Source organism: Leifsonia sp. CL147, assembly GCF_900114565.1.
Taxonomy (GTDB): domain Bacteria; phylum Actinomycetota; class Actinomycetes; order Actinomycetales; family Microbacteriaceae; genus Leifsonia.
The window spans coordinates 110,026-130,263 of sequence record NZ_FOTM01000005.1; the positions used below are offsets into that span (position 1 = coordinate 110,026).

The window sequence follows — 20,238 nt, forward strand, 5'->3', positions numbered from 1 at the left end:
CTCAGTACCTCACTCTCGGGTCGATGAACGCCGCGATCACGTCGACCACGAAGTTCGTGAGGGTCACGATCACGGCGAGCAGGACGACCATGCCCTGGACGGCGACGAAGTCCCGCGCCTGCAGGTAGTGCACGAGCTGGAACCCGAGGCCCTTCCACTCGAAGGTCGTCTCGGTGAGCACGGCGCCGCCGAGCAGCAGGGCGATCTGGAGACCGATGACGGTGATGATCGGGATGAGCGCCGGCCGGTAGGCGTGCTTGCGCAGCAGCCGCGACTCCCGCACGCCGCGCGAGCGCGCCGCATCCACGTAGTCGGTCGACAGCGTCCCGATCACGTTCGTGCGCACCAGGCGGAGGAAGACGCCGGCCGTCAGCAGGCCCAGGGCCAGGGCCGGGAGGATGGCGTGGCTGAGCACGTCCCCGACGACAGCCGGATCACCGGTCTGGAAGGCGTCGATCAGATAGATGCCGGTCTTGCCGTCGAGGGTCTGCATCTCCAGCTCCGAGCCGGTGGACGCACGACCGGAGACTGGGAGCCAGCCCAGCCAGATCGCGAAGACGAGCTTGAGGACGAGGCCGACGAAGAACACGGGCGTCGCGTAGCAGAGGATCGCGAAGACGCGGAGGGCCGCATCCTGCCCCTTGTCCCGGAAGTAGGCCGCGACCATGCCGAGCGGGATACCGACGATGAAGGCGACGATGAGGGCGTAGAACGCCAGCTCGACCGTCGCAGCGCCGTACGTCAGCAGCACGTGGGTGACCGGCTGGTGGTCGGTGAAGGTGGTCCCGAAGTCGCCGCGGAGAAGCTGACCCAGGTACTCGAAGTACTGGACGAGGATGGGGCGGTCGTAGCCCGCCTCGTGCACCCTCTGCGCGAGCTGCGCCGGAGGCAGCTTGCCGCCGAGCGCGGCGGTGATGGGGTCGCCCGTCGAGCGCATCAGGAAGAAGACGACGGTGACGAGGATGAAGATCGTGGGGATGATGAGAAGCGCACGGATCAGGACGTAGCGGCCGAGGCCGCCCCCGGATCGTCGCTTCGTCGTCGTGTGCGCAGGGTCGGGGAGGCCGGCGGTCCCCGCTCCCGGCGTGCTCACAGTCGCTGTCATGGAAGCCAATCGTGGTGGTTCGTGGAAAGGGGGCGGCCCGCTGCGAGAGCGAGCCACCCCCCGGTCGGCTCAGAGCTGGTGGCTCCGCGCCGGATTACTTCGAGAGAACCGCGTAACGGAACTTGAAGGAGGCGTCGAGGGTCTTCTCGGTGCCCTTCACATTCTTGCCGACGATGGCGACCTGCGAGCCCTGCAGCAGCGGCAGGGTGCTCAGGTCGGCGGCCACCTTGGCCTGGATCTCCTCGATCAGCTTGGTGCGCTCGGCCTTGTCGGTCGTGCCCACCTGCTTCGTGATCAGGCCCTGGACCTCCGGGTTGTCGTAGTGGTTCGCGAGGAAGTTGTCCTTGCTGAAGAACGGCGACAGGTAGTTGTCCGCGTCGGAGTAGTCCGGGAACCAGCCCAGCTGGTATGCCGGGTAGACATCCGCGGTGCGGTCCTTCGAGTACTGCACCCACTCGGTCGACTGCAGGTTCACCTTGAACAGGCCACCGGTCTCCAGCTGCGACTTCACCTGGGCGTACTCGTCACCGGAGGACGGGCCGTAGTGGTCCGGGTTGTACTGCAGGTTCAGGGAGACCGGGGTGGTCACTCCAGCGGCCTGCAGGGCAGCCTTCGCCTTGTCCAGGCTCGGTCCGCCGTTCCCGTCGCCGTAGAGGTCCTTCAGCACCGTGGTGGCGCCGGTGAGGCCGTTCGGGACGAACGAGTACAGCGGGGTGTACGTGTCCTTGTAGACCTGCTTGGCGATCGCCGCTCGGTCGACCAGGTCCGCCGCCGCCTGACGAACGGCGAGGGCCTTCTTGGGGTCGGCGTCGGGGGTCTTGGAACCGAACGGCTGGGTGTTGAAGTTGAACACGATGTAGCGGATCTCGCCACCCGGTCCCTTGACGACCTTGACGTTCTTGTTCGTCTGCAGGTTCTCGATGTCGGTGGCCGACAGCTGACGCCACGCGACGTCGATCGCGCCCTTCTGGATGTCCAGCTTCAGATTCGAGGCCTGGGCGTAGTACTTCACGTTGATCTTGGCCGTCGCCGGCTTGCCGAGGAGGCCCTGGTAGCCGTCGTACGCCTTGTACGCGATCAGGTTGTTGAAGTCGTAGGACGTGATGTCGTACTGTCCGGCGAAGGCGTGACCCTTGACGATGGTGTTGTCCGGAGTGACCTTGTCCGCGGAGAAGACCTGCTCGTCCACGATGGGACCGGCGGGGCTGGAGAGCACCTGCGGGAAGGTCTGGTCGTTCGGGACCTTCAGCTTGAACACGACGGTCGTCTTGTCCGGCGTCGACACGCTGTCGAGGTTCGCGAGCAGCGACGCGGGGCCGTTGGGATCGTTGATCTTGAGCTGGCGGTCGAAGGTGAACTTCACGTCCGAGGAGGTGAGGTCGTGGCCGTTGGCGAACTTGAGGCCGGGCTTGAGCTTGACCGTGTACTCGGTCGGGCTGGTGAAGCTGGCGCTCTCGGCGATGTCCGGCTTGACGTCGGGGCTGCCGTACGGGGTGTTCATGAGGAACGGGTAGACCTGGTTCATCACCGCGAACGAACCGTTGTCGTAGGAGCCGGCCGGGTCGATCGAGGTGATCTTGTCCGTCGTGCCGACCGTGAGGGTGCCGCCCCCGCCGGAGCCGTTGTTGCTTCCCGAGCAGCCGGCGAGGACCAGCGCCGCGGCCGCGAAGGCGGCGGAGACGGCGAGCAGGCGCCGACCGCCGTAGTGTGCGGATGTCATATCCGATTACCTCTTCCTGGTGTGGGATGCGGGGCCGTCGAGCACGCGTGCGCGATCGCCATCCGCGTGACAACTTTCCTAGCACGGAATGGCGCCCCAGCGCGCATTCGGGAGCGAAACCGTCCCTCATCCGTTACCCGTGCGCAACAAATCGTTGCTCATTCGCGCATCGAGGTGCGAAATCAGCGGTCGGACGGCGAGTTTGCGCTATCGGTGGAATCCGGCCGTCGGACGGTTCACTCGCCGCGCAAGCGGCGCCGCTCGGACTCGATAGCGACCATGGCGAGCGAGATCTGACGGCGGAGCTCCGGATCCTCGGTGCGGCCGAGCCGCGACGTCAGCTCGGCCTTCTCGCGGAGAAGGTCGCGGTCGATGAGGCCATCGACGATGGAGCGGGCATACCGGCCCGGCTCGCCCTCCTGCGGCAGCGCCGCCACGGCGAGGGCGTTGACGGTCGGAGCGTAGGCCTGCGGCACCTCGGCCACGATGCGGTCCACCCAGCCGGGCTGATTCATCGTGTCGAGCCGGCTGGCGATCGCGTCGCGTACCACCGCATGCGTCGGATTCGTGAACGGCACCTGCACGGCACGCGCGGCACGATCGGCTCCGACCTCGCCCGGCAGCTGCAGCAGGACCATGAGGCTCTCGCGCTCGGTGCGCTGGGTGGGGTCGGTGAGGTCGGCCTGCGGGAGCCGTTGCGGGCGCTCACCGGGCTGGAAGCCGCCGGAGTCCGGTCGCGCACGGCCGTCGTCCCGGGAGGCGTACCCTGCGGAGCTCCGCTGGTCGCCTGGGCCGGCGTTGCGCTGGTCGCCTGGGCCGGAGCTGCGCCCCGCCGGGCCGGAGCTGCGCTGCTCCCCGTGACTGGAGCCGCGCTGCGAACCCGTGGTGCGCTGCGCTGCGCGCACGGCGCGGGTCGCATCCTGCAGTTCGGCCCCGGAGAGCCGCGCCAGCTCGCGCGTGTAGCCGCTCTGCGCTGCGGGGTCGCGGATGTTAGCCACGATCGGGGCACCGGCGCGCACCGCCGCCGCGCGGCCCTCCACCGAGTCGAGATCGAAACGCTCGACCACCTGGCGGATCATGAACTCGTACATCGGCTTGCGGGCGTCGATCATCCGGCGCACCGCGTCGTCGCCCTTGGTCAACCGCAGGTCGCACGGGTCGAGACCGTCGGGACCGACCGCGACGTACGTCTGGGCCGAGAACCGCTGCTCCTCCTTGAACGCGCGGGTGGCCGCCTTCTGCCCGGCCGCATCCGGATCGAAGGTGAAGATCACGGAGCCCTGGCTGTTGTCATCGCCCATAACACGGCGGATCACCTTGATGTGGTCGACGCCGAAGGAGGTGCCGCACGTCGCGACCGCGGTGGTGACGCCCGCCAGATGGCAGGCCATGACGTCCGTGTAGCCCTCGACGACGACGACCTGGTCCTTCTGGGAGATGTCGCGCTTGGCGAGGTCGAGCCCGTAGAGCACCTGCGCCTTCTTGTACACCGGGGTCTCGGGCGTATTGAGGTACTTCGGGCCTTTGTCGTCCTCGAGCAGGCGTCGCGCCCCGAACCCGATGGTCTGGCCCGTGACGTCGCGGATGGGCCAGATCAGCCGGCCGCGGAACCGGTCGTAGACACCACGGTCGCCCTGGGTCACGAGGCCCGCGGCGAGCAGCTCGTCCTGGGTGTACCCCTTGCCGCGCAGGTGCTTGGTGAGCTCATCCCAGCTCTTCGGGGCGAAGCCGACGCCGAAGTGGGCCGCCGAGGCGGAGTCGAACCCGCGCTCGCCGAGGAAACGACGGCCCGGGTCTGCATCCGGCGCGGACAACCGGTCGCGGAAGAACTCCTCCGCGGCCGCGTTCGCGGCGAGGATCCGCGCCCTGTTGCCCGAGCCCTCCGAGGGGCCTCCCCCGCCCTCCTCGTAGTGGAGCTGGTACCCGATCCGACCGGCCAGGCGCTCGACGGCATCCGTGAAGGAGACGTGGTCCATCTTGAGCAGGAACTCGTAGACGTCGCCGCCCTCGCCGCAGCCGAAGCAGTGGTAGCGGCCGACGCCCGGACGCACGTAGAAGCTCGGGCTCTTCTCGTCGTGGAAAGGGCACAGACCCTTGAGCGCGCCGACGCCGCCGGTCTTCAGGCTGACGTAGTCGCCGATGACGTCGCCGATGTTCGTGCGGGCTTTGACCTCTTCGATGTCGCTTTGTCGAATCCGGCCGGCCATGCTCTCGATTCTAGTGAGCCGCACCGACTCTCGACGGCGGCCGCCAGAACCTGTGGATGAGGCGCTCGCCGGAGGCTGCCTGTGGACGGAGGGTGTGCGGTCACTCCGTCACTGGCCCACTCCCCGGCGCTCCCCGGTCACCTCGGTCACCTCGGTCACTCTCCGGGCGGCCGCCTCCGACGGGTGTTCTGGGCGATCTCGATGATGGCGCAGAACACTTCGATCCCGACGCGGAGGAGCAGGACGGCCAGCATGGCGCCGACCAGCGTGATGAGGACGCCGAAGAGGAACACGAACGCGCCGATCGGCGCATGGGTGGCGATCGCGGACGTCAGCGCGTTGGCGAAGCCGACGATGACGCCCAGCGCGATCAGGACGAGTCCCACGACGTACACCGGGCCGGCGAGCTTGCGCGTGACGTAGTTCGTGAAGGTGAAATCGAACAGCGAGGAGAAGAAGCGCGAATCGTCGAGCCGGTCGGCGAGGTCGGTCACCGTCCGGCCATGGGGCACCTGATGCGGTCCGGGCACCTCGGCGGCGGTGCCTCCCGCGGCCGCGCCGGTGGCGGGATCTGCGGCTGCGCCCTCTGTGATGGCTGTCCCGACGCCGACCGGGGTCTCGGCGACGAGGGTCTCGGCGGCGGGTGTGGCGGCGGCTGGGGTCTCGGCGGCGGGTGTGTCGGTGGCTGGGGTTTCGTCGGCGACGGTCTCAGCGGCGGCGGTCTCGTCGGCGACGGTCTCAGCGGCGGCGGTCTCGTCGGCGACGGTCTCAGCGGCGGCGGTCTCGGCGGCGGGGGTCTCGTCGGCGGCGGCGAGGGGCACAGTGGCTGCCGCTGCTCCGTCGGCTTCGTGGTCCTTCGTGGTGTCCACAGTGGTCTCCCCGGTGGTGTCGGATGTGGCGGCTGCAGGCTCGGCTGGCCCGGCCGCTGCCGGTCGGGTGACCGATCCTGCCCGATCGAGGGCCGCGTCAGGCGACTCGGGCTTCGCGCGGACGACGCGAGCACGTGCGGGTGCCGATCCGGCCGGAGGGCTCCGCCGCGCGAGCGGTTCACGCGCGGAGAGCGCCGCATCCATGATGTCCGGGGCTTCGCCCTCGGGTGCGATCGGGGCGGTCTTGGCGGTCGTTCGGCGGGTGCGGGCCGCGGGCCCCTGTGCCGCGGGGCGCTTCGCCGCAGCAGGCTTCGCTGCAGCGGGCTTCGCCCCAGCGGGCTTCGCCCCGGCCGTCTCAGCCGACTTTCCCCCGGCTGTCTCAGCCGACTTCGCCCCGGCCGTCTCAGCCGACTTTGCCCCGGCCGACTCAGCCGGCTTTGCACCGGCTGTCTTCGGCGCGGCCGGCTCTGCCGCATCCTGCTTCGTCGTCGCCGACTTCGCTCGGCTCGAGGGGCGCTTCGCCGGCGCATCCGCATCCGCTGCCCCGGCGGAGGCGCGCGGCGTGCGCCGTACGGCCCCGGGGCCGGCCGGTGCCGCGCTCGACGGTTCGCCCGCTGCGGGGCTTCCGTCGTCCGACGGTGGTTCTGCGGTGCTCATCCGTTTCCTCCTGAAGGCCTGACCCCAAGCATTCTGCACAGGGCTGCGGTATTCAACCCCGGCCGTGCGCATCCCCGTTTCGTGTCGCTCAATGCTGGACGAGCCGCTCGTACCAACTCAGCGCGGACTGGTCGGTGAGACTGGCGACCTGGTCGACCACGACGCGCCTGCGCTCGCCGTCGGTGGATGCCGCTCGCCAGTCCTCGGCGAATCCCGGGTCGAGCTCCGCCGGCCCCCGCTGGTAGAGCAGGTCGGCGAGGGTGGTGAGGATCTGGCGCTGCTGGGCGTAGATCGGCTGCCGTGTGTTCCGCGACATCACGAATGTCGCCACGATGCCCTTCAGCACCGCGATCTCGGCCTGGATGCCCGGCGGCACCACGACATCGGCGCCGAAGCGGATGAGATCGGTGCGCCCGGCGGACTCCTTCGTCGCGTGGACGGCCGCGTGCGCGAACCGTCCGATCAGCTGGCTCGTGAGGTTCTTCAGCCGCGCCTGGGACCGGCGCGAGCCATCCCATCCGTCGAGCCAGATGTCCATGCTGTCGAGCCGGTCGAACGCCTCGATCAGCTCGTGGTGGGTGACCTCGCCGCCGATCCACTCGTGCATCGACTGGACGAGATCCTCGTGGTCGACCCGGCTGCCGAGGGCAGCCACGTCGATGTAGCCGTTGACCACCGCGTCCTCGAAGTCGTGCACGGAGTAGGCGATGTCGTCGGAGAGGTCCATCACCTGGGCCTCGATGCAGCGCTGGCGGTCGGGCGCGCCTGCGCGCATCCACTCGAAGACGGCGCGGTCGTCGGCGTAGAACCCGAACTTGGCGCGCCCGCTCGGATCGGCGACCGACGAGGATGCGGGCCACGGATACTTGCAGCTGGCGTCGAGGCTCGCCCGGGTGAGATTGAGGCCGTAGGGGCGCCCGTCGTTGCCGAAGACTTTCGGCTCCAGCCGGCTGAGCAGTCGGAGTGTCTGCGCGTTGCCCTCGAAGCCGCCGATCTCCGCCGCCCAGGCATTGAGCGCCCGTTCGCCGTTGTGGCCGAAGGGAGGGTGCCCGATGTCGTGCGCGAGACAGGCGGTGTCGACGATGTCCGGGTCCAGGCCCAGACTGTTCGCGAGCTCGCGGCCGACCTGCGCCACCTCCAGCGAGTGCGTCAGGCGGTTGCGCGCGAAGTCGAGGCCGGCCGTCGGGCTGAGCACCTGCGTCTTCGCGGCGAGCCGGCGGAGGGCGCTCGAGTGCAGCAGGCGCGCGCGGTCGCGAGCGAAGTCGCTCCGGCGGCTGGAGTGGTGCTCGGGCATCCACCGTTCCCGGTCGTGCTCGGTGTACCCGGATGCGCCCTCGCGGGACTCATCGCGCGATCGTGCGCCGGAGCGCGGTGCCGCCAGCTCATCCACCACTGTTGTGCACCTCCGCGTCGGCGACCTCTGCGCGCGCCGCGCCGTCGAGATCGCGGCTCGCCAGCCACCCATCGGGAAGGGCGGGGCGCTTCGGCGACCCGGCGCGACCGCGCTGGCCCTCCGCGGCCTCGCCGGGGTACTCCTGGTCGGCGTCCAGGGTCGCGAGCAGCTCGTCCATATGCTCCAGCGTGTCGACGGTCGCGAGGCTCGCACGCAGGTCGCCGCCGACCGGGTAGCCCTTGAAGTACCACGCGACGTGCTTCCGGATGTCGCGGCAGCCGCGCTCCTCGCTCTCGAAGAACTCGGCCAACAGCTCCGCGTGGCGGCGGAACGCCTGCGCGACCTGGCCGAGTGTCGGGCGCGCCTGCGCCGCCTCCGCCTCCGAAGCGCTGAGCTCGCCGGCGCGTGCGCGAAAGGCCGCGGCCAGGTCTCCGAACAACCATGGACGGCCGAGGCAGCCCCGGCCGACGACCACGCCGTCGCACCCGGTCTCGTCGACCATCCGGAGGGCGTCGGCGGCCGACCAGATGTCGCCGTTGCCCAGCACCGGCGTCGAGGTCACGGTCTCTTTGAGCTTGGCGATCGCCGGCCAATCCGCCTGCCCCGAGTAGAACTCGGCAGCCGTCCGGGCATGCAGAGCCATGGAGGCGACACCCGCGCCCTCCGCGATGCGGCCGGCCTCGAGATAGGTGAGATGGTCGCTGTCGATGCCTTTGCGCATCTTGATGGTCAGCGGGATGTCGCCCGCCGCATCCACTGCGCCTTCGACGATCTCGCGGAACAGCCCCAGCTTCCAGGGCAGCGCGGCCCCGCCGCCCTTGCGAGTGACCTTCGGCACCGGACAGCCGAAGTTGAGGTCGATGTGGTCGGCGCGATCCTCTGCCACCAGCATCGTGACGGCTTCACGGACGGTCTTCGGATCGACCCCGTACAGCTGGATGGAGCGCGGCGTCTCCGACTCGTGGTGCGTGATCAGGCGCAGCGACTCGGGCGTCCGCTCGACCAGCGCTCGGGACGTGATCATCTCGCTGACGTAGAGCCCGGCGCCGAACTCACGGCACAGCCGGCGGAACGCCGTGTTGGTGATCCCGGCCATCGGAGCGAGGACCACAGGCACGTCGAGCCGCAGCGGACCGATGGTCAGCTGGGGCGCGTGGCTTATCGTTGCAGTGGTAGACATCTCACTCGATTCTCCCAGAAGGCGTGCTGAGCTATGACCGAGAGACCGGAATCTGTGGAAGACTCCCCCGGCGTCGAAGCTGTGGACACCGGCCGGGAGCGTGTGCTCGCCGATGCCACAGCTCGCGGTGTGGACATCCGGATCATCGAACGGCCGGCCGCCCGGAGCCTCGCCGAGGCGGCGGCACAGCTCGGCATCCAGCCCTCCGACATCGTGAAGACGCTCGTCGTGAAGCGCAGCGACGACACCTTCCTCTTCGCGCTCGTGCCCGGCGGACGCAAGATCGCCTGGCCGAAGCTGCGCTCCGTGCTCCAGGTGAACAAGCTGCAGCTGCCCGACGCCTCGGTCGCGCTCGCGGCGACCGGCTACGAACGCGGCACGATCACCCCGTTCGGGAGCACCACCGCGTGGCCGGTCGTCGCCGACGCCACGATCCTCGGCCGGACCGTCTCGATTGGGGCCGGCGAGCACGGCTACTCCCTCTTCGTCGACGCGGACGCGCTCACAGCCGCCTTCGGCGCCACCGTCGCCGACATCACCGACCCCGAGTAGCCCATCCACTGGTCCCAACATGCCGTAAAGGCGCGGCGGCTTACGGCGTGTCGGGACCAGCAGTTTCCCGCCTGTGGAGAACGCACGACGCCCGCGCGCTGGATGATGCAGAGTGGCGTCATGAAGCAGCCGGGACCGCTCCCACCGATCCTCCGATCTCCCGCGTTCTCCGTCCGCGTCGCGGTGCAGGCCGGGGTGCCGGTCCAGCGTCTTCGCCGCACAGACCTCGACGCGCCATTTCACGGCGCCCGGCTGGTGCACGCGTCCAGCGGAGCCGATCTGCTTGCACGCTGCGCCGCGTACCGGACAGTGATGACTCCGGGCAGTTTCTTCAGCCACACCACCGCGGCATCGATTTACGGTCTCCCCGTGCCACGACGTCACTCGGAGAACGATCGGCTTCATGTCTCGGCAGTGCTGCCTGTCCGAGCGCCGAAAGGGCGAGGTGTGCGTGGACACGCGCTTTCGAGCCGGCCCTCAGTGCGACTGGTTCGCGGGATGCGGGTGCCGGAGCCCGCGGAGGTATGGTGCCAACTCGCTTCTCTCCTGACACTGGATGAACTGGTCATCGTCGGCGATGCCCTGGTGCGTCGGATAGATCCGTATTGCGAAGTGTCCGAGCTGATTCGGGCGGCCAGTGAGATCTCCGCTCGACCAGGGGCCCGTAGGATCCGCGAAGCGATCCGTTTGGTGCGGGCTCGGACGGATTCGCCGATGGAGACGGTGCTCCGCCTGGCCATCGTGCGCGCCGGCCTGCCTGAGCCTCAGGTGAACCACCCCATCGCCGACGGCTCCGGGAGGATCGTCGCCTCGGGTGATCTCGTGTTTCCCGCGGCGCGGCTGGTCGTCGAGTACGACGGGGACCATCACCGCACGGACGCGGTGCAGTATCAGACGGACATCGATCGTGTGTATCGGATCGAGTCTCTCGGGTGGACGGTCGTCCGCATCAGCAAGATGCACATGCGTGACGGCGCGAACGAGGCGCTCGCACGTATCCGGCAGGCTCTGAAAACGAATGGTCCCAACATGCCGTAACGCTCGGCGCTGACACGGCGTGTTGGGACCAATAGTTACGGGAGGGCGCAGGTGTCGCCGTCGCAGACGGCGCCGGCGGCGCCGAGCGGGACGAGCGGGAGGCGCGCGGCCGGCTGCGGCGCCGGAGGTGCCGCAGCGGCGGGCGCAGGCGCGGCCGGCGCAGCCGGCGCGCCCGGCGCGCCCGGCGTCACGCGGTCACCGCGGCGCGCTCGGACCAGACCTGCTCGAGGACCTGCGCGAACGTCTGCGCGTCCTGCGCACCCGAGACGCCGTACCGGCCGTCGATCACGAAGAAGGGGACGCCGTTGATGCCGAACTCGGTAGCAGTGGCCTGGTCGGCGCGCACGTCCGCCAGATACTGCCCGGACTCGAGGGCCGCCAGCGCCTCGGCGCGGTCCAGCCCGACCTCGGCTGCCAGGTCCGCCAAGTCGGCGACGCGGCCGACATGACGCCCCTCGATGAAGTAGGCGCGGAACAGACGCTCCGCCAACTCCAGCTGCGCACCCCGTGCCTTCGCGAAGTGCAGCAGCTCGTGCGCCTTCACGGTGTTGGTGTGCCGCAGGCTGTCGAAGTCGTAGTCCAGTCCGACGGACGAGGCGATTCCGGTGACGCGCTCGAGCATCTGCTCGACCTGCGACGCCGGCAGGCCCTTGTGGCCCGCGAGGAAGTCGACCTCGCTGCCCTCGAAATCGACCGGAGTGTCGGGTGAGAGCTCGAACGAGTGGTACTCGACCTCCACGCCGCGGCCGTCGCCGGCGCCGGCGAAGAGGCCGCTTCCCGCCTCGAACTTGCGCTTTCCGATGTAGCACCACGGGCACGCGATGTCGGACCAGATGTCGATCTTGATGGGTTCGCTCACGTCAGGCGCAACATCCTGAAGCGGTCCGGCTATTCCGCGACCGGCGCATCCACTGCGCCCCCGAACCGGCGATTGCGGCGCAGGTAGAGGTCCACCGCCTCCCAGAGGTCCGTCCTGCTGAAGTCGGGCCAGAGCGTGTCCAGGAACACCATCTCGGCGTAGGCGCTCTGCCAGAGCAGGAAATTGCTGGTCCGCTGTTCGCCCGAGCTTCGCACGAAGAGGTCCACATCCGGCATGTCCGGGAGGTAGAGGTGGCGCTGGATGGTCTTCTCACTCACCGCGGACGGCCGCAGCCGGCCGGCGGCCACCTCCTCGGCGATCGCCCGAACGGCGTCGGCCACCTCGGTGCGACCGCCGTAGTTCACGCACATCGTCAGGGTGAGGACGTCGTTCCCGGCCGTCAGCTGCTCGGCGTACTGCAGCTCCTTGATGACCGACGACCAGAGCCGCGGCCGCCGTCCGGCCCAGCGCACCCGCACGCCCCACTCGTTGAGCTGGTCGCGGCGCCGGTGCAGCACCTCCCGGTTGAAGCCCATCAGGAACCGGACCTCATCGGGCGACCGCTTCCAGTTCTCGGTGGAGAACGCGTAGACGCTCAGATGCTTGATGCCGGCCTGGATGGCGCCGGCCACCACATCCAGAAGCGACGCCTCCCCTGCACGGTGTCCTTCGATGCGGGTGAGGCCGCGGCGGTTCGCCCACCGGCCGTTCCCGTCCATCACGATCGCCACGTGCGAGGGAACACCGCCCGCGGGGAATGCGGGTGGATGGACGCCGGTCCAGTCGAGCGGGCGGTACTCCACCGCATCCTTGTGCGTGTAGGGCTTCGGACTCATCCACTCGCCTTCTGCTCATGCGTGTCGTGCTCGCGCGTGTCGTGCTCGCGCGTGTCGTCTTCGGGCGTGTCGTGCTCACGCCGGGTGGGCGCGTCGCGCTGTTCGTTCCGCTCCGGCGGAATGTGCTGCAGGGAGCGCAGCCCACGCTCCAGATGCCACTGGGTGTATGCGGCGACCACTCCGTTGGCACGGCTGCGGGTGGTGTCCGATGCCGCATCCGCAGCATCCCAGTCGCCGGACAGCAGCGCCCCGAGCAGCGCGATGGTGGGAGCATCCACCTTGGGGGCACCCGGGGGCGCACAGTTGTCGCACACCACGCCGCCCAGCTGGACGACCACCGCCGTGTGCGGACCGGGCGCGCCGCAGCGCGAGCAGTCCTGGAAGCTCGGCGCCCAGCCGGCGAGCGACAGCGCCCGCAGGAGGTAGGAGTCGAGCGTGAGGCCGGCACCGTGCTCCCGGCGCGAGAGGGAGCGCAAGGCACCCACGAGCAGGAGGTACTGCTGGAGGGATGCTTCGGCGTCGGTCAGCCGGTCGGCTGCCTCCACCATGGCGTTCGCTGCCGTGTAGCTGGCGTAATCGTCCGCGATGAGGGCTCCATAGGCTCCCAGCGTCTCGGCCTGGGTGACGATGTCGAGGCTGCGCCCCTCGTAGAGCTGCACGTCGGCGACCATGAACGGCTCCAGCCGCGAACCGAACCGGGACGCGGTGCGCCGCACACCCTTCGCGACCGCCCGGATCTTGCCGTGCTGACGGCTCAGCATCGTGACGATGCGGTCGGCTTCCCCCAGCTTGTGGGTGCGGAGCACGACGGCTTCATCACGGTAGACAGGCACACTCCAGTATCGCGCGGCGGGCTGACAGTACGGCGGAGGCGGTGGTCCGGCGCGCGGACGGTCGCGTGAAACGACTGGTCCCGACATGCCGTGTGGCGGGCGGGCGCTGCGGCGTGTCGGGACCAGCAGATCGCGAGAAGCCGAGCGGCTCCGCCGCGCGTGATACATATGACGGATGAGCACGCCCGCCCTCGCCATCGGCGCCCTGTCGATCCCACTGTGGGGCGACCTGATCGCCGTCGGGGTCGGCAGCCTCCAGGGAGCCATGTTCGCGGCGGGATTCCGCGACCGCCGGCTCGATCTGCTCGGCGTCGCGATCATCGGTGTGGCCACGGGCGTCGGCGGCGGCCTCCTCCGCGACCTGCTGCTGAACGTCACGCCGCTGGCACTCCAGTCCAACTGGTACCTGCCGATCACCGTCGTGGCTGCGCTGCTCGGGATGCTGCTGATCCGGCTGTTCCGGCGGCTGGATCCGCTGATCACCCTCCTGGATGCGCTCACGATCGGCCTGTTCGGAGCGATCGGCGCGAGCAAGGCGCTGGCCCTCGGCCTGCCGGAGGTACCCGCGGTGTTCGTGGGGGTGGTCTCCGCGGTGGGCGGATCCATCCTCCGCGACATGCTGCTCAACCTCCCGATCGCGCTCATGCACGTCGGCTCGCTGTACGCCGTCGCGGCCGGCGCGGGCACCATCGTCCTCGTCGTGATGATCGACTTCGGTGCGCCGCTGACCGCCGCGGCGATCGTGTGCGTCCTGGTGACCCTGGTGATCAGGCTGCTCGCCGTGCGCTTCGGCTGGAGCCTGCCGGAGCAGCGGGAGCTGGGACGCATCCCGCGTCCGCGCTGGCCTCGCCTGATCCGTGCGCCGGGCCGGACCGCGGATCGCGCTGCCGAACGGACCGCGGACCGTACCGACACCGGCGCGCTCCCCCGCTATCGCATCGACAAGGGCGAGTAGGGCCGTCGGAAACGGAGGACTTCCGTCCCGGATGACGCGGAAACGCGGGGAACGGAGGCGATCGCGTCCCGTTCGGGACACGATCACCTCCGTTTGCTACGCGGAGACGCGAGACCGGAGCGCGAGACGCGAGAGCGGAGGGCGGAGTGCGGGAGAGCGGCGTCAGGCCGTCAGCGGGAGCCTCAGGCGCTGACCAGCTGGTCGGCCGAACGGCCGGCCGCGGCGCGCACGGCGCGGTTCACCGCCGAGACGACCGCCTTGAACGATGCCGTCGTGGTGTCCGCATCGATGCCGACGCCCCAGCGGCGCTGGCCGTCCACATCCAGCTCGACGTAGGCGGCGGCCAGTGCCGACTCGCTCGCCGACAGCGTGTGCTGCGAGTAGTCGTACAGGTGGGCCTCGACGCCGTGCTGCTTCAGGATGTCGAAGAGCGCGGCGATCGGACCGTTGCCCTCTCCGGTGGCCTTGGAGACGGTGTCGCCGTCGCGCAGCGTCACGGTGAGGACCACGTGGTCGCCCGTCTCGTTCGTGGTCGACGTGCTGCCCAGCTCGAACCGGCCCCACTTCGCCTCCGGGTCGGAGGTCGGAGCGGGCAGGTACTCGTCCTGGAAGATCTCCCAGATCTGGTCGCTGGTGACCTCGCCGCCTTCGGCGTCCGTCTTCGCCTGGACGACCCCGGAGAACTCGATCTGCAGCTTGCGCGGCAGATCGAGCGAGTGGTCGGTCTTCAGCAGGTAGGCGACGCCGCCCTTGCCCGACTGCGAGTTGACCCGGATGACCGCCTCGTAGCTGCGGCCCAGGTCCTTCGGGTCGACCGGCAGATAGGGCACGGCCCAGACCAGGTCGTCGACCGGCACGCCCTGCTCCGCAGCCCGCGCCTGCATGGACTCGAAGCCCTTCTTGATGGCGTCCTGGTGGGATCCGCTGAACGCCGTGAAGACCAGGTCTCCGCCCCAGGGGCTGCGCTCGCCGACGGGCAGCTGGTTGCAGTGCTCCACCGTGCGCTTGATCTGGTCGATGTCGCTGAAGTCGATCTGCGGGTCGATCCCCTGCGTGAACAGGTTGACGCCCAGAGTGACCAGGTCGACGTTGCCCGTGCGCTCGCCGTTGCCGAACAGGCAGCCCTCGATCCGGTCCGCTCCGGCCATGTAGCCGAGCTCGGCGGCGGCGACGGCCGTTCCGCGATCGTTGTGCGGGTGCAGCGACAGGATGACGTTCTCGCGGTGCGCGAGGTGGCGCGACATCCACTCGATGGAGTCGGCGTAGACGTTCGGCGTCGCCATCTCGACGGTCGCGGGCAGGTTGATGATGACCTTGCGCTCCGGCGTCGGCTCGAACACCTCCAGCACCTGGTTGCAGATCTCGGCCGCGAACTCCAGCTCGGTGCCGGTGTAGCTCTCGGGCGAGTACTCGTAGTAGATCGCCGTGCCCGGTACGAGCGACTCGAACTGCCGGCACAGGCGGGCGCCGTTCAGCGCGATGTCGATGATCCCCTGCTGGTCGGTCCGGAAGACGACCTCGCGCTGCAGGATGCTCGTGGAGTTGTAGAGGTGGACGATGGCCTGCTTGGCGCCGACCAGCGACTCGTACGTGCGCTTGATGAGGTGCTCACGCGACTGGGTCAGGACCTGGATGGTGACGTCGTCCGGGATGGCGCCCTCTTCGATGAGGCTGCGGACGAAATCGAAGTCGGTCTGGCTCGCCGACGGGAAGCCGACCTCGATCTCCTTGTAGCCCAGCCGCACCAGCAGGTCGAACATGATGCGCTTGCGCTCGGGGCTCATCGGGTCGATCAGCGCCTGGTTTCCGTCGCGCAGGTCGACGGCGCACCAGCGCGGGGCCTGGGTGATGCGCTTCGTCGGCCACGTGCGATCCGGCAGCTCGACGCGGATCTGCTCGTGGAAGGGACGGTACTTGTGAATGGGCATGGCGCTCGGCGCCTGCGTGTTCTTCATGGTCTGTTTGCTCCTCGCGGTGTGGTGTGGAGAGCCGACGACGAACTCCGCGACGAGGGAGGCCCAGAACTAGGACTCGTCGCGGCAGCTAAGAAGGAGCAGACCGTACACAGTGGCGAGAATACCACGGAGCGCCAGAGCGTCGGCCGGGAACATCCTCACAAGTGAGTCACGCCCGTCCGCGCGCGACGGTGGCGGCCTGCCGCACGGAGAGTCCCGGCAGGTAGGCGCGCACGAGGGCGATGCCGATCGCCGGGAGTGCCACGGGGTCCGGGTAGGCCATGATCAGCGGGTGCAGCTCCGGCTGGAACTTCTGCTTGAACTTCAGCAGCGAGCGGAAGCCGTACACCGGTTCCAGCGACGAGCTGAGGTAGCCGAGCAGCCGAGCCATGGCGGCCTTGTCGCCCTCGGGCGTGGCCGCGGTGTGGGCGAGGGGCGCGGCGGAGAGCGACATGAACTCGATGCCGTCCTCCTTCATCCGGGTCGCCGCCTCGGCGATGAGGAACTCCATCACGCCGTTGATGCTGTCCGGACGGCGGCGCATGAAGTCCAGCGTCCAGCCGACGACGATGCCGTTGCGGAAGGTCGGGAGCCAGCTGGTGACCGCCTCGATCCGGCCGTGCTCGTCGACCGCGAGCATGAGGCGCACGTCCGGGTCGCGGAGCTCGTCGAGGCCGCCGAGCGTGAAGCCCATCTCGGGCAGGTCCTTCTCGGCCACCCACTGCTCCGAGATGTCGGACAGCTGGACCGTCGCACTGAGCGGCAGGGCGGCGAAGCTCGTCCACTCGGCGCGGACGCCGGCCCGCTGCGCGCGGTTGATGGAGGAGCGCACATCCTGCCACTTCTTGCCGGTCGTCGCCCACAGCTGCGGCCGGATCACGGTCTCCTCGGCGACGGTCATGCTCGACCAGCCGAGGCGCTCGAAGAGCGAAGCGTACCGCGCCTCCACGCTGTAGAACACCGGGATCCACCCGTTGTCGTCGCAGAAGCGCGCGAATCCCTGGATGGCGCCGTCGTGCGGACCGACCGCCCCGAACGGCCCACCGGTGGTCAGTGCGACGCGTCCCTCCACCCGGTAGGCGATCGCCCCTCCCCCGATGGGATCGAACCAGTAGGAGTTGCCCGGCCAGGTGGCCATGAAGGAGATCGCGTCGCCTCCGCCCCGGTGCAGCAGCTCCCGGACGTGCCCGATGTCGCCGGTGCCCCGCCTGCGCAGTCCACGCCCCAGCATCACGGGGATGGCGGCCACGATCGCGACGAGCCAGAACACCGTTCCGATGTTGTGGTAGACGACCGTCGCGAGCGGTGTCGTCGGGAGGTACTGCGCGGGCTCCCGTCGCAGGAAGCTGACCGGGATGAACCGCTCGAGCACGTCGTTCAGCAGGTCCTCGACGTCGATCGGGCGCGTGAACCCGGTGTCCTTCTGCAGCCAGCCGACCAGAACGTACACGCCGACCAGACCGAACCCGGTCGCCAGCAGCAGGATCACGTACCGGCGCACTGCCTGCGTCGTCGGCATCACGATGAAGTGCCGGCGGAAGACGACCAGGAGGATCGCCATGGCCAGGGGCACCAGGGCCGACAGGGCCAGGATGACCGTGATCTCCCAGTACCGCGCCGATACCGTCGGCCGGGCCGAGGCGACGGGCAGGATGCCGTAGTAGAGCGCCGAGAGCAGCGCGAGCAGGGCGTTCACCGTGACGCCGAGCCAGACCGCGAAGCGCCGTCCGCGGAGCAGTCCGTACGCCGCGACGAGAAGGAGGAGGAGCGGCAGCACGGACACCAGCACCGGCCCCAGTCCGTGGATGCGCTCCAGCGTCAGCGAGCGGAAGCACTGCCGGGTCACGGCGAACGCCTGGCACCGCTGGATGACGGCGGTGGCGCTGGGCGTCTCATTGCTGAACAGCAGGCCCACCGGCGACAGCATCCCGTATCGCGTCGATCCGAGCAGGCCGATGACCGGGCCGAGCGCGGTGATCGTCAGTGCGGACGACAGCAGCACCCGGACTTCGTGGTGGGAGCTGCGCAGCCAGTCGCCCGCCACCCGAGTCTGCCGGAGCAGCGGTCCGAGCGCGAGACCCGTCAGCACCGCCAGGAGCCGGTACAGGTCCGACGGCATCCCCGAGTAGAGCAGGTACATGATCGCGATCAGCAGCGTGATGACGCGGATGCGGCGGCGCCAGAGGGTTCCGGCGAATGCGCTCGCGGTCATCACGGTGCCGCCGATGGCGGTGAACGCGTCGAGCACCAGCAGTCCGTGCACGTTCCGCGCCCACAGCTCTCCGATGTCGTTGGCGATCACCTGGACGAGGACGCCGACCACGATTCCGACGGCCGCCGTGCCGAAGAAGGCGAGAACCGCCCGCCAGGTGCCCATGAGCCGCTCGGAGACGCCCACGAGCACGACGGCCAGGACGAGCACGACGATCAGCTCGAGCAGGTTGTCGGTGAACAGCACCGCCGTGAACGGGGACCACCAGTGCCCGTCCATCAGCTGGACGGCGCCGGTTCCGAGCCAGCCGCGCAGAGGCCGGTGCGGCCCGCGGAGCGGTCCGGTGGCGAGCGCGAGCCCCAGGATGAGCAGGGTGAGCGCTGTCGTGAACGGATGCTGCGCGACGAGCCTCGCCGCCCGCGCGAGGACGGCGTTGCGCGCGAGCAGAGCGGCCGGCTTCACGATCCCAGCCCCAGCTGCACGGCGATCGCCGGGAAGCCGTGGGCGAGGACGTACCGCACGGTCTTCCAGTCGTGCGCCGTACCCGGCGAGCTCAGGATCTGCGCCCGCACGCCCGCGCGGACGGCATCGGCATAGAGCTCCTGGGCGAACTTCGTGTACTTCGCATCCAGCTGACCGGTGCCGAAGATCATGACGGAGTCGCGGTAGGGCGCGTTCGCCTTCATCGCCGACGCCGGCTGGGCCTTCTCATAGGCCGCCGTCGATCCCCCGAATCCCGTGCGGATGGTGAGCTCCTTGTTCCCCAGCGTCGGCCCCAGCTCGCTCGAGGACGCGAGCGCCGAACCGAACAGGTCGGGACGGGCGCTCGCGAACTGCACGGCGCAGGTCGCGCCCTGCGAGTAGCCGAACACGCCCCATCCTGACGGGTCTGCGCTCACACGGAGGTGGGAACGCACCCATTGGCGCACATCCGTCAGCAAATAGGTCGCGGAGTCGCCGTACGCAGGCGAATCGACGCACATGGGATTGCGCCCGGGGCCGCCGAGCTGGTCGGGAGCCACCACGATCGGTGCGTAACCGCCGTGCTTGGCCGCGAACGCATCCATCACTGCGGCGACGTTGCCCGCCGTGAACATGTCCGCCGGGGCGCCCGGCTGGCCGGAGAGCGCGTAGAGCACGGGAAGAGCAGGCGGATGGGCGGTCAGGGCGATCGGCGGGAGGTAGACGACCGCCTCTCGGGCGGGGAACCGCGACACGGTCGAGGGGATGGTGACCTTGCCGACCTCGCCCTTCGCCGGGACGGCGACGGAGGCGGAGGCAGAGGCCGGCGGGTCGGCCACCGTCGCGCGCCAGTCGGTCCCGGTCACGACTTCGCCATGCTCGGAGTGCAGCTCGAGTGCCGTGTACGGAATGACGCCGAGCACGTCGTTCAGGTTGCGGTAGGCGCCGAAGTCGGAATTGATGCCGCAGAACGCTGCCGCCAGGACGACCGGGATGCTGAGTGCAGCGACGACTTTTCGCCACCACCGGGAGCGGAACAGATTGGCGATCGCAAGGCTCACACCCGCGAATCCCAGCGCCGTCCACAGGGTCGTCACCTGCGTCAACGTGACACCGAACACGTCGTACACATCCGTCACGAGCCAGACGACGAGCCAACCCAGCAGTCCGCCCGCGACGGCAGCGGTCAGCCCGGCGAGGGTCCGTCGCCAGGTGGGGCGGGCCAGCAGGTACAGCACGAGGACCGCGGCTACGACGTTCAGCGTGAGGAGGAACGGCGCTTTGTCGATCCTCAGCGTCATCAGCCAGTTCAGGGGTGGATCCTCTCGGGGGCGGGCAGAGCGGTGCCGTTGTAGCGGCGACGTCCCATTATGGTCGGCTCACTTCATCGATAGCTGAGGCTCTG

Annotated in this window: 15 protein-coding genes; 3 read left to right on the forward strand and 12 right to left on the reverse strand. The window is 69.3% G+C overall.

Annotated elements, in window-relative coordinates:
- Position 1: 1 nt before the first annotated feature.
- The 6 genes from BM287_RS06475 to dusB form a co-directional block, all read right to left on the reverse strand.
- Positions 2–1,105: an ABC transporter permease gene (locus BM287_RS06475; RefSeq protein WP_090037115.1), complete on the reverse strand. Its 1,104-nt coding sequence runs from the start codon at positions 1,103–1,105 to the stop codon at positions 2–4.
- 94 nt (positions 1,106–1,199) lie between these two features.
- Positions 1,200–2,825 (reverse strand): ABC transporter substrate-binding protein, encoded by a 1,626-nt coding sequence (locus BM287_RS06480; protein WP_090037118.1) that lies wholly within the window; start codon positions 2,823–2,825, stop codon positions 1,200–1,202.
- Positions 2,826–3,061: 236 nt separating this feature from the next.
- Positions 3,062–5,032, reverse strand: coding sequence for a DNA primase (dnaG, locus tag BM287_RS06485; protein WP_090037121.1), 1,971 nt, complete (start codon positions 5,030–5,032; stop codon positions 3,062–3,064).
- 155 nt (positions 5,033–5,187) lie between these two features.
- A complete protein-coding gene (locus BM287_RS17800; RefSeq protein ID WP_170857457.1) occupies positions 5,188–6,558 on the reverse strand; it encodes a DUF4282 domain-containing protein in 1,371 nt (456 codons plus the stop codon).
- Between the two features lie 88 nt (positions 6,559–6,646).
- Positions 6,647–7,939 (reverse strand): deoxyguanosinetriphosphate triphosphohydrolase, encoded by a 1,293-nt coding sequence (locus BM287_RS06500; protein WP_170857462.1) that lies wholly within the window; start codon positions 7,937–7,939, stop codon positions 6,647–6,649.
- Between the two features lies 1 nt (position 7,940).
- On the reverse strand, positions 7,941–9,131 hold the full coding sequence (gene dusB, locus BM287_RS06505; RefSeq protein ID WP_090037130.1) for a tRNA dihydrouridine synthase DusB: 1,191 nt from the start codon (positions 9,129–9,131) through the stop codon (positions 7,941–7,943).
- A gap of 33 nt (positions 9,132–9,164) precedes the next feature.
- Between dusB and BM287_RS06510 the strand changes: the two genes are divergently transcribed.
- Both BM287_RS06510 and BM287_RS06515 read left to right on the forward strand, forming a co-directional pair.
- On the forward strand, positions 9,165–9,683 hold the full coding sequence (locus BM287_RS06510; RefSeq protein WP_170857458.1) for an aminoacyl-tRNA deacylase: 519 nt from the start codon (positions 9,165–9,167) through the stop codon (positions 9,681–9,683).
- Positions 9,684–9,803: 120 nt separating this feature from the next.
- Positions 9,804–10,721: an endonuclease domain-containing protein gene (locus tag BM287_RS06515; RefSeq protein ID WP_139230625.1), complete on the forward strand. Its 918-nt coding sequence runs from the start codon at positions 9,804–9,806 to the stop codon at positions 10,719–10,721.
- Between the two features lie 187 nt (positions 10,722–10,908).
- On the opposite strand, the gene BM287_RS06520 is transcribed toward BM287_RS06515, so the two are convergent.
- The 3 genes from BM287_RS06520 to recO are packed head-to-tail and all read right to left on the reverse strand — an operon-like array spanning position 10,909 to position 13,249.
- Positions 10,909–11,580, reverse strand: coding sequence for a DsbA family oxidoreductase (locus BM287_RS06520; protein ID WP_090037136.1), 672 nt, complete (start codon positions 11,578–11,580; stop codon positions 10,909–10,911).
- A gap of 29 nt (positions 11,581–11,609) precedes the next feature.
- Positions 11,610–12,416 carry an isoprenyl transferase gene (locus BM287_RS06525; RefSeq protein WP_090037138.1) on the reverse strand — a complete coding sequence of 269 codons (807 nt, stop codon included), beginning with the start codon at positions 12,414–12,416 and terminating at the stop codon, positions 11,610–11,612.
- Positions 12,413–13,249: a DNA repair protein RecO gene (gene recO, locus BM287_RS06530; RefSeq protein WP_090037140.1), complete on the reverse strand. Its 837-nt coding sequence runs from the start codon at positions 13,247–13,249 to the stop codon at positions 12,413–12,415. Before recO ends, BM287_RS06525 begins: the two co-directional genes overlap by 4 nt.
- A 175-nt stretch (positions 13,250–13,424) precedes the next feature.
- Between recO and BM287_RS06535 the strand changes: the two genes are divergently transcribed.
- Positions 13,425–14,204: a trimeric intracellular cation channel family protein gene (locus tag BM287_RS06535; RefSeq protein ID WP_090037142.1), complete on the forward strand. Its 780-nt coding sequence runs from the start codon at positions 13,425–13,427 to the stop codon at positions 14,202–14,204.
- Between the two features lie 182 nt (positions 14,205–14,386).
- Here the strand turns inward: BM287_RS06535 and leuA are convergent, their stop codons facing one another.
- From leuA to BM287_RS06550, 3 genes are all read right to left on the reverse strand, one after another.
- Positions 14,387–16,159: a 2-isopropylmalate synthase gene (gene leuA / locus BM287_RS06540; protein WP_090037143.1), complete on the reverse strand. Its 1,773-nt coding sequence runs from the start codon at positions 16,157–16,159 to the stop codon at positions 14,387–14,389.
- A gap of 169 nt (positions 16,160–16,328) precedes the next feature.
- Positions 16,329–18,833 (reverse strand): bifunctional lysylphosphatidylglycerol flippase/synthetase MprF, encoded by a 2,505-nt coding sequence (locus tag BM287_RS06545; protein WP_244527959.1) that lies wholly within the window; start codon positions 18,831–18,833, stop codon positions 16,329–16,331.
- Positions 18,830–20,134: an alpha/beta hydrolase gene (locus BM287_RS06550; protein ID WP_090037145.1), complete on the reverse strand. Its 1,305-nt coding sequence runs from the start codon at positions 20,132–20,134 to the stop codon at positions 18,830–18,832. The genes BM287_RS06545 and BM287_RS06550 overlap by 4 nt, the downstream gene beginning before the upstream one ends.
- Positions 20,135–20,238 lie beyond the last annotated feature (104 nt).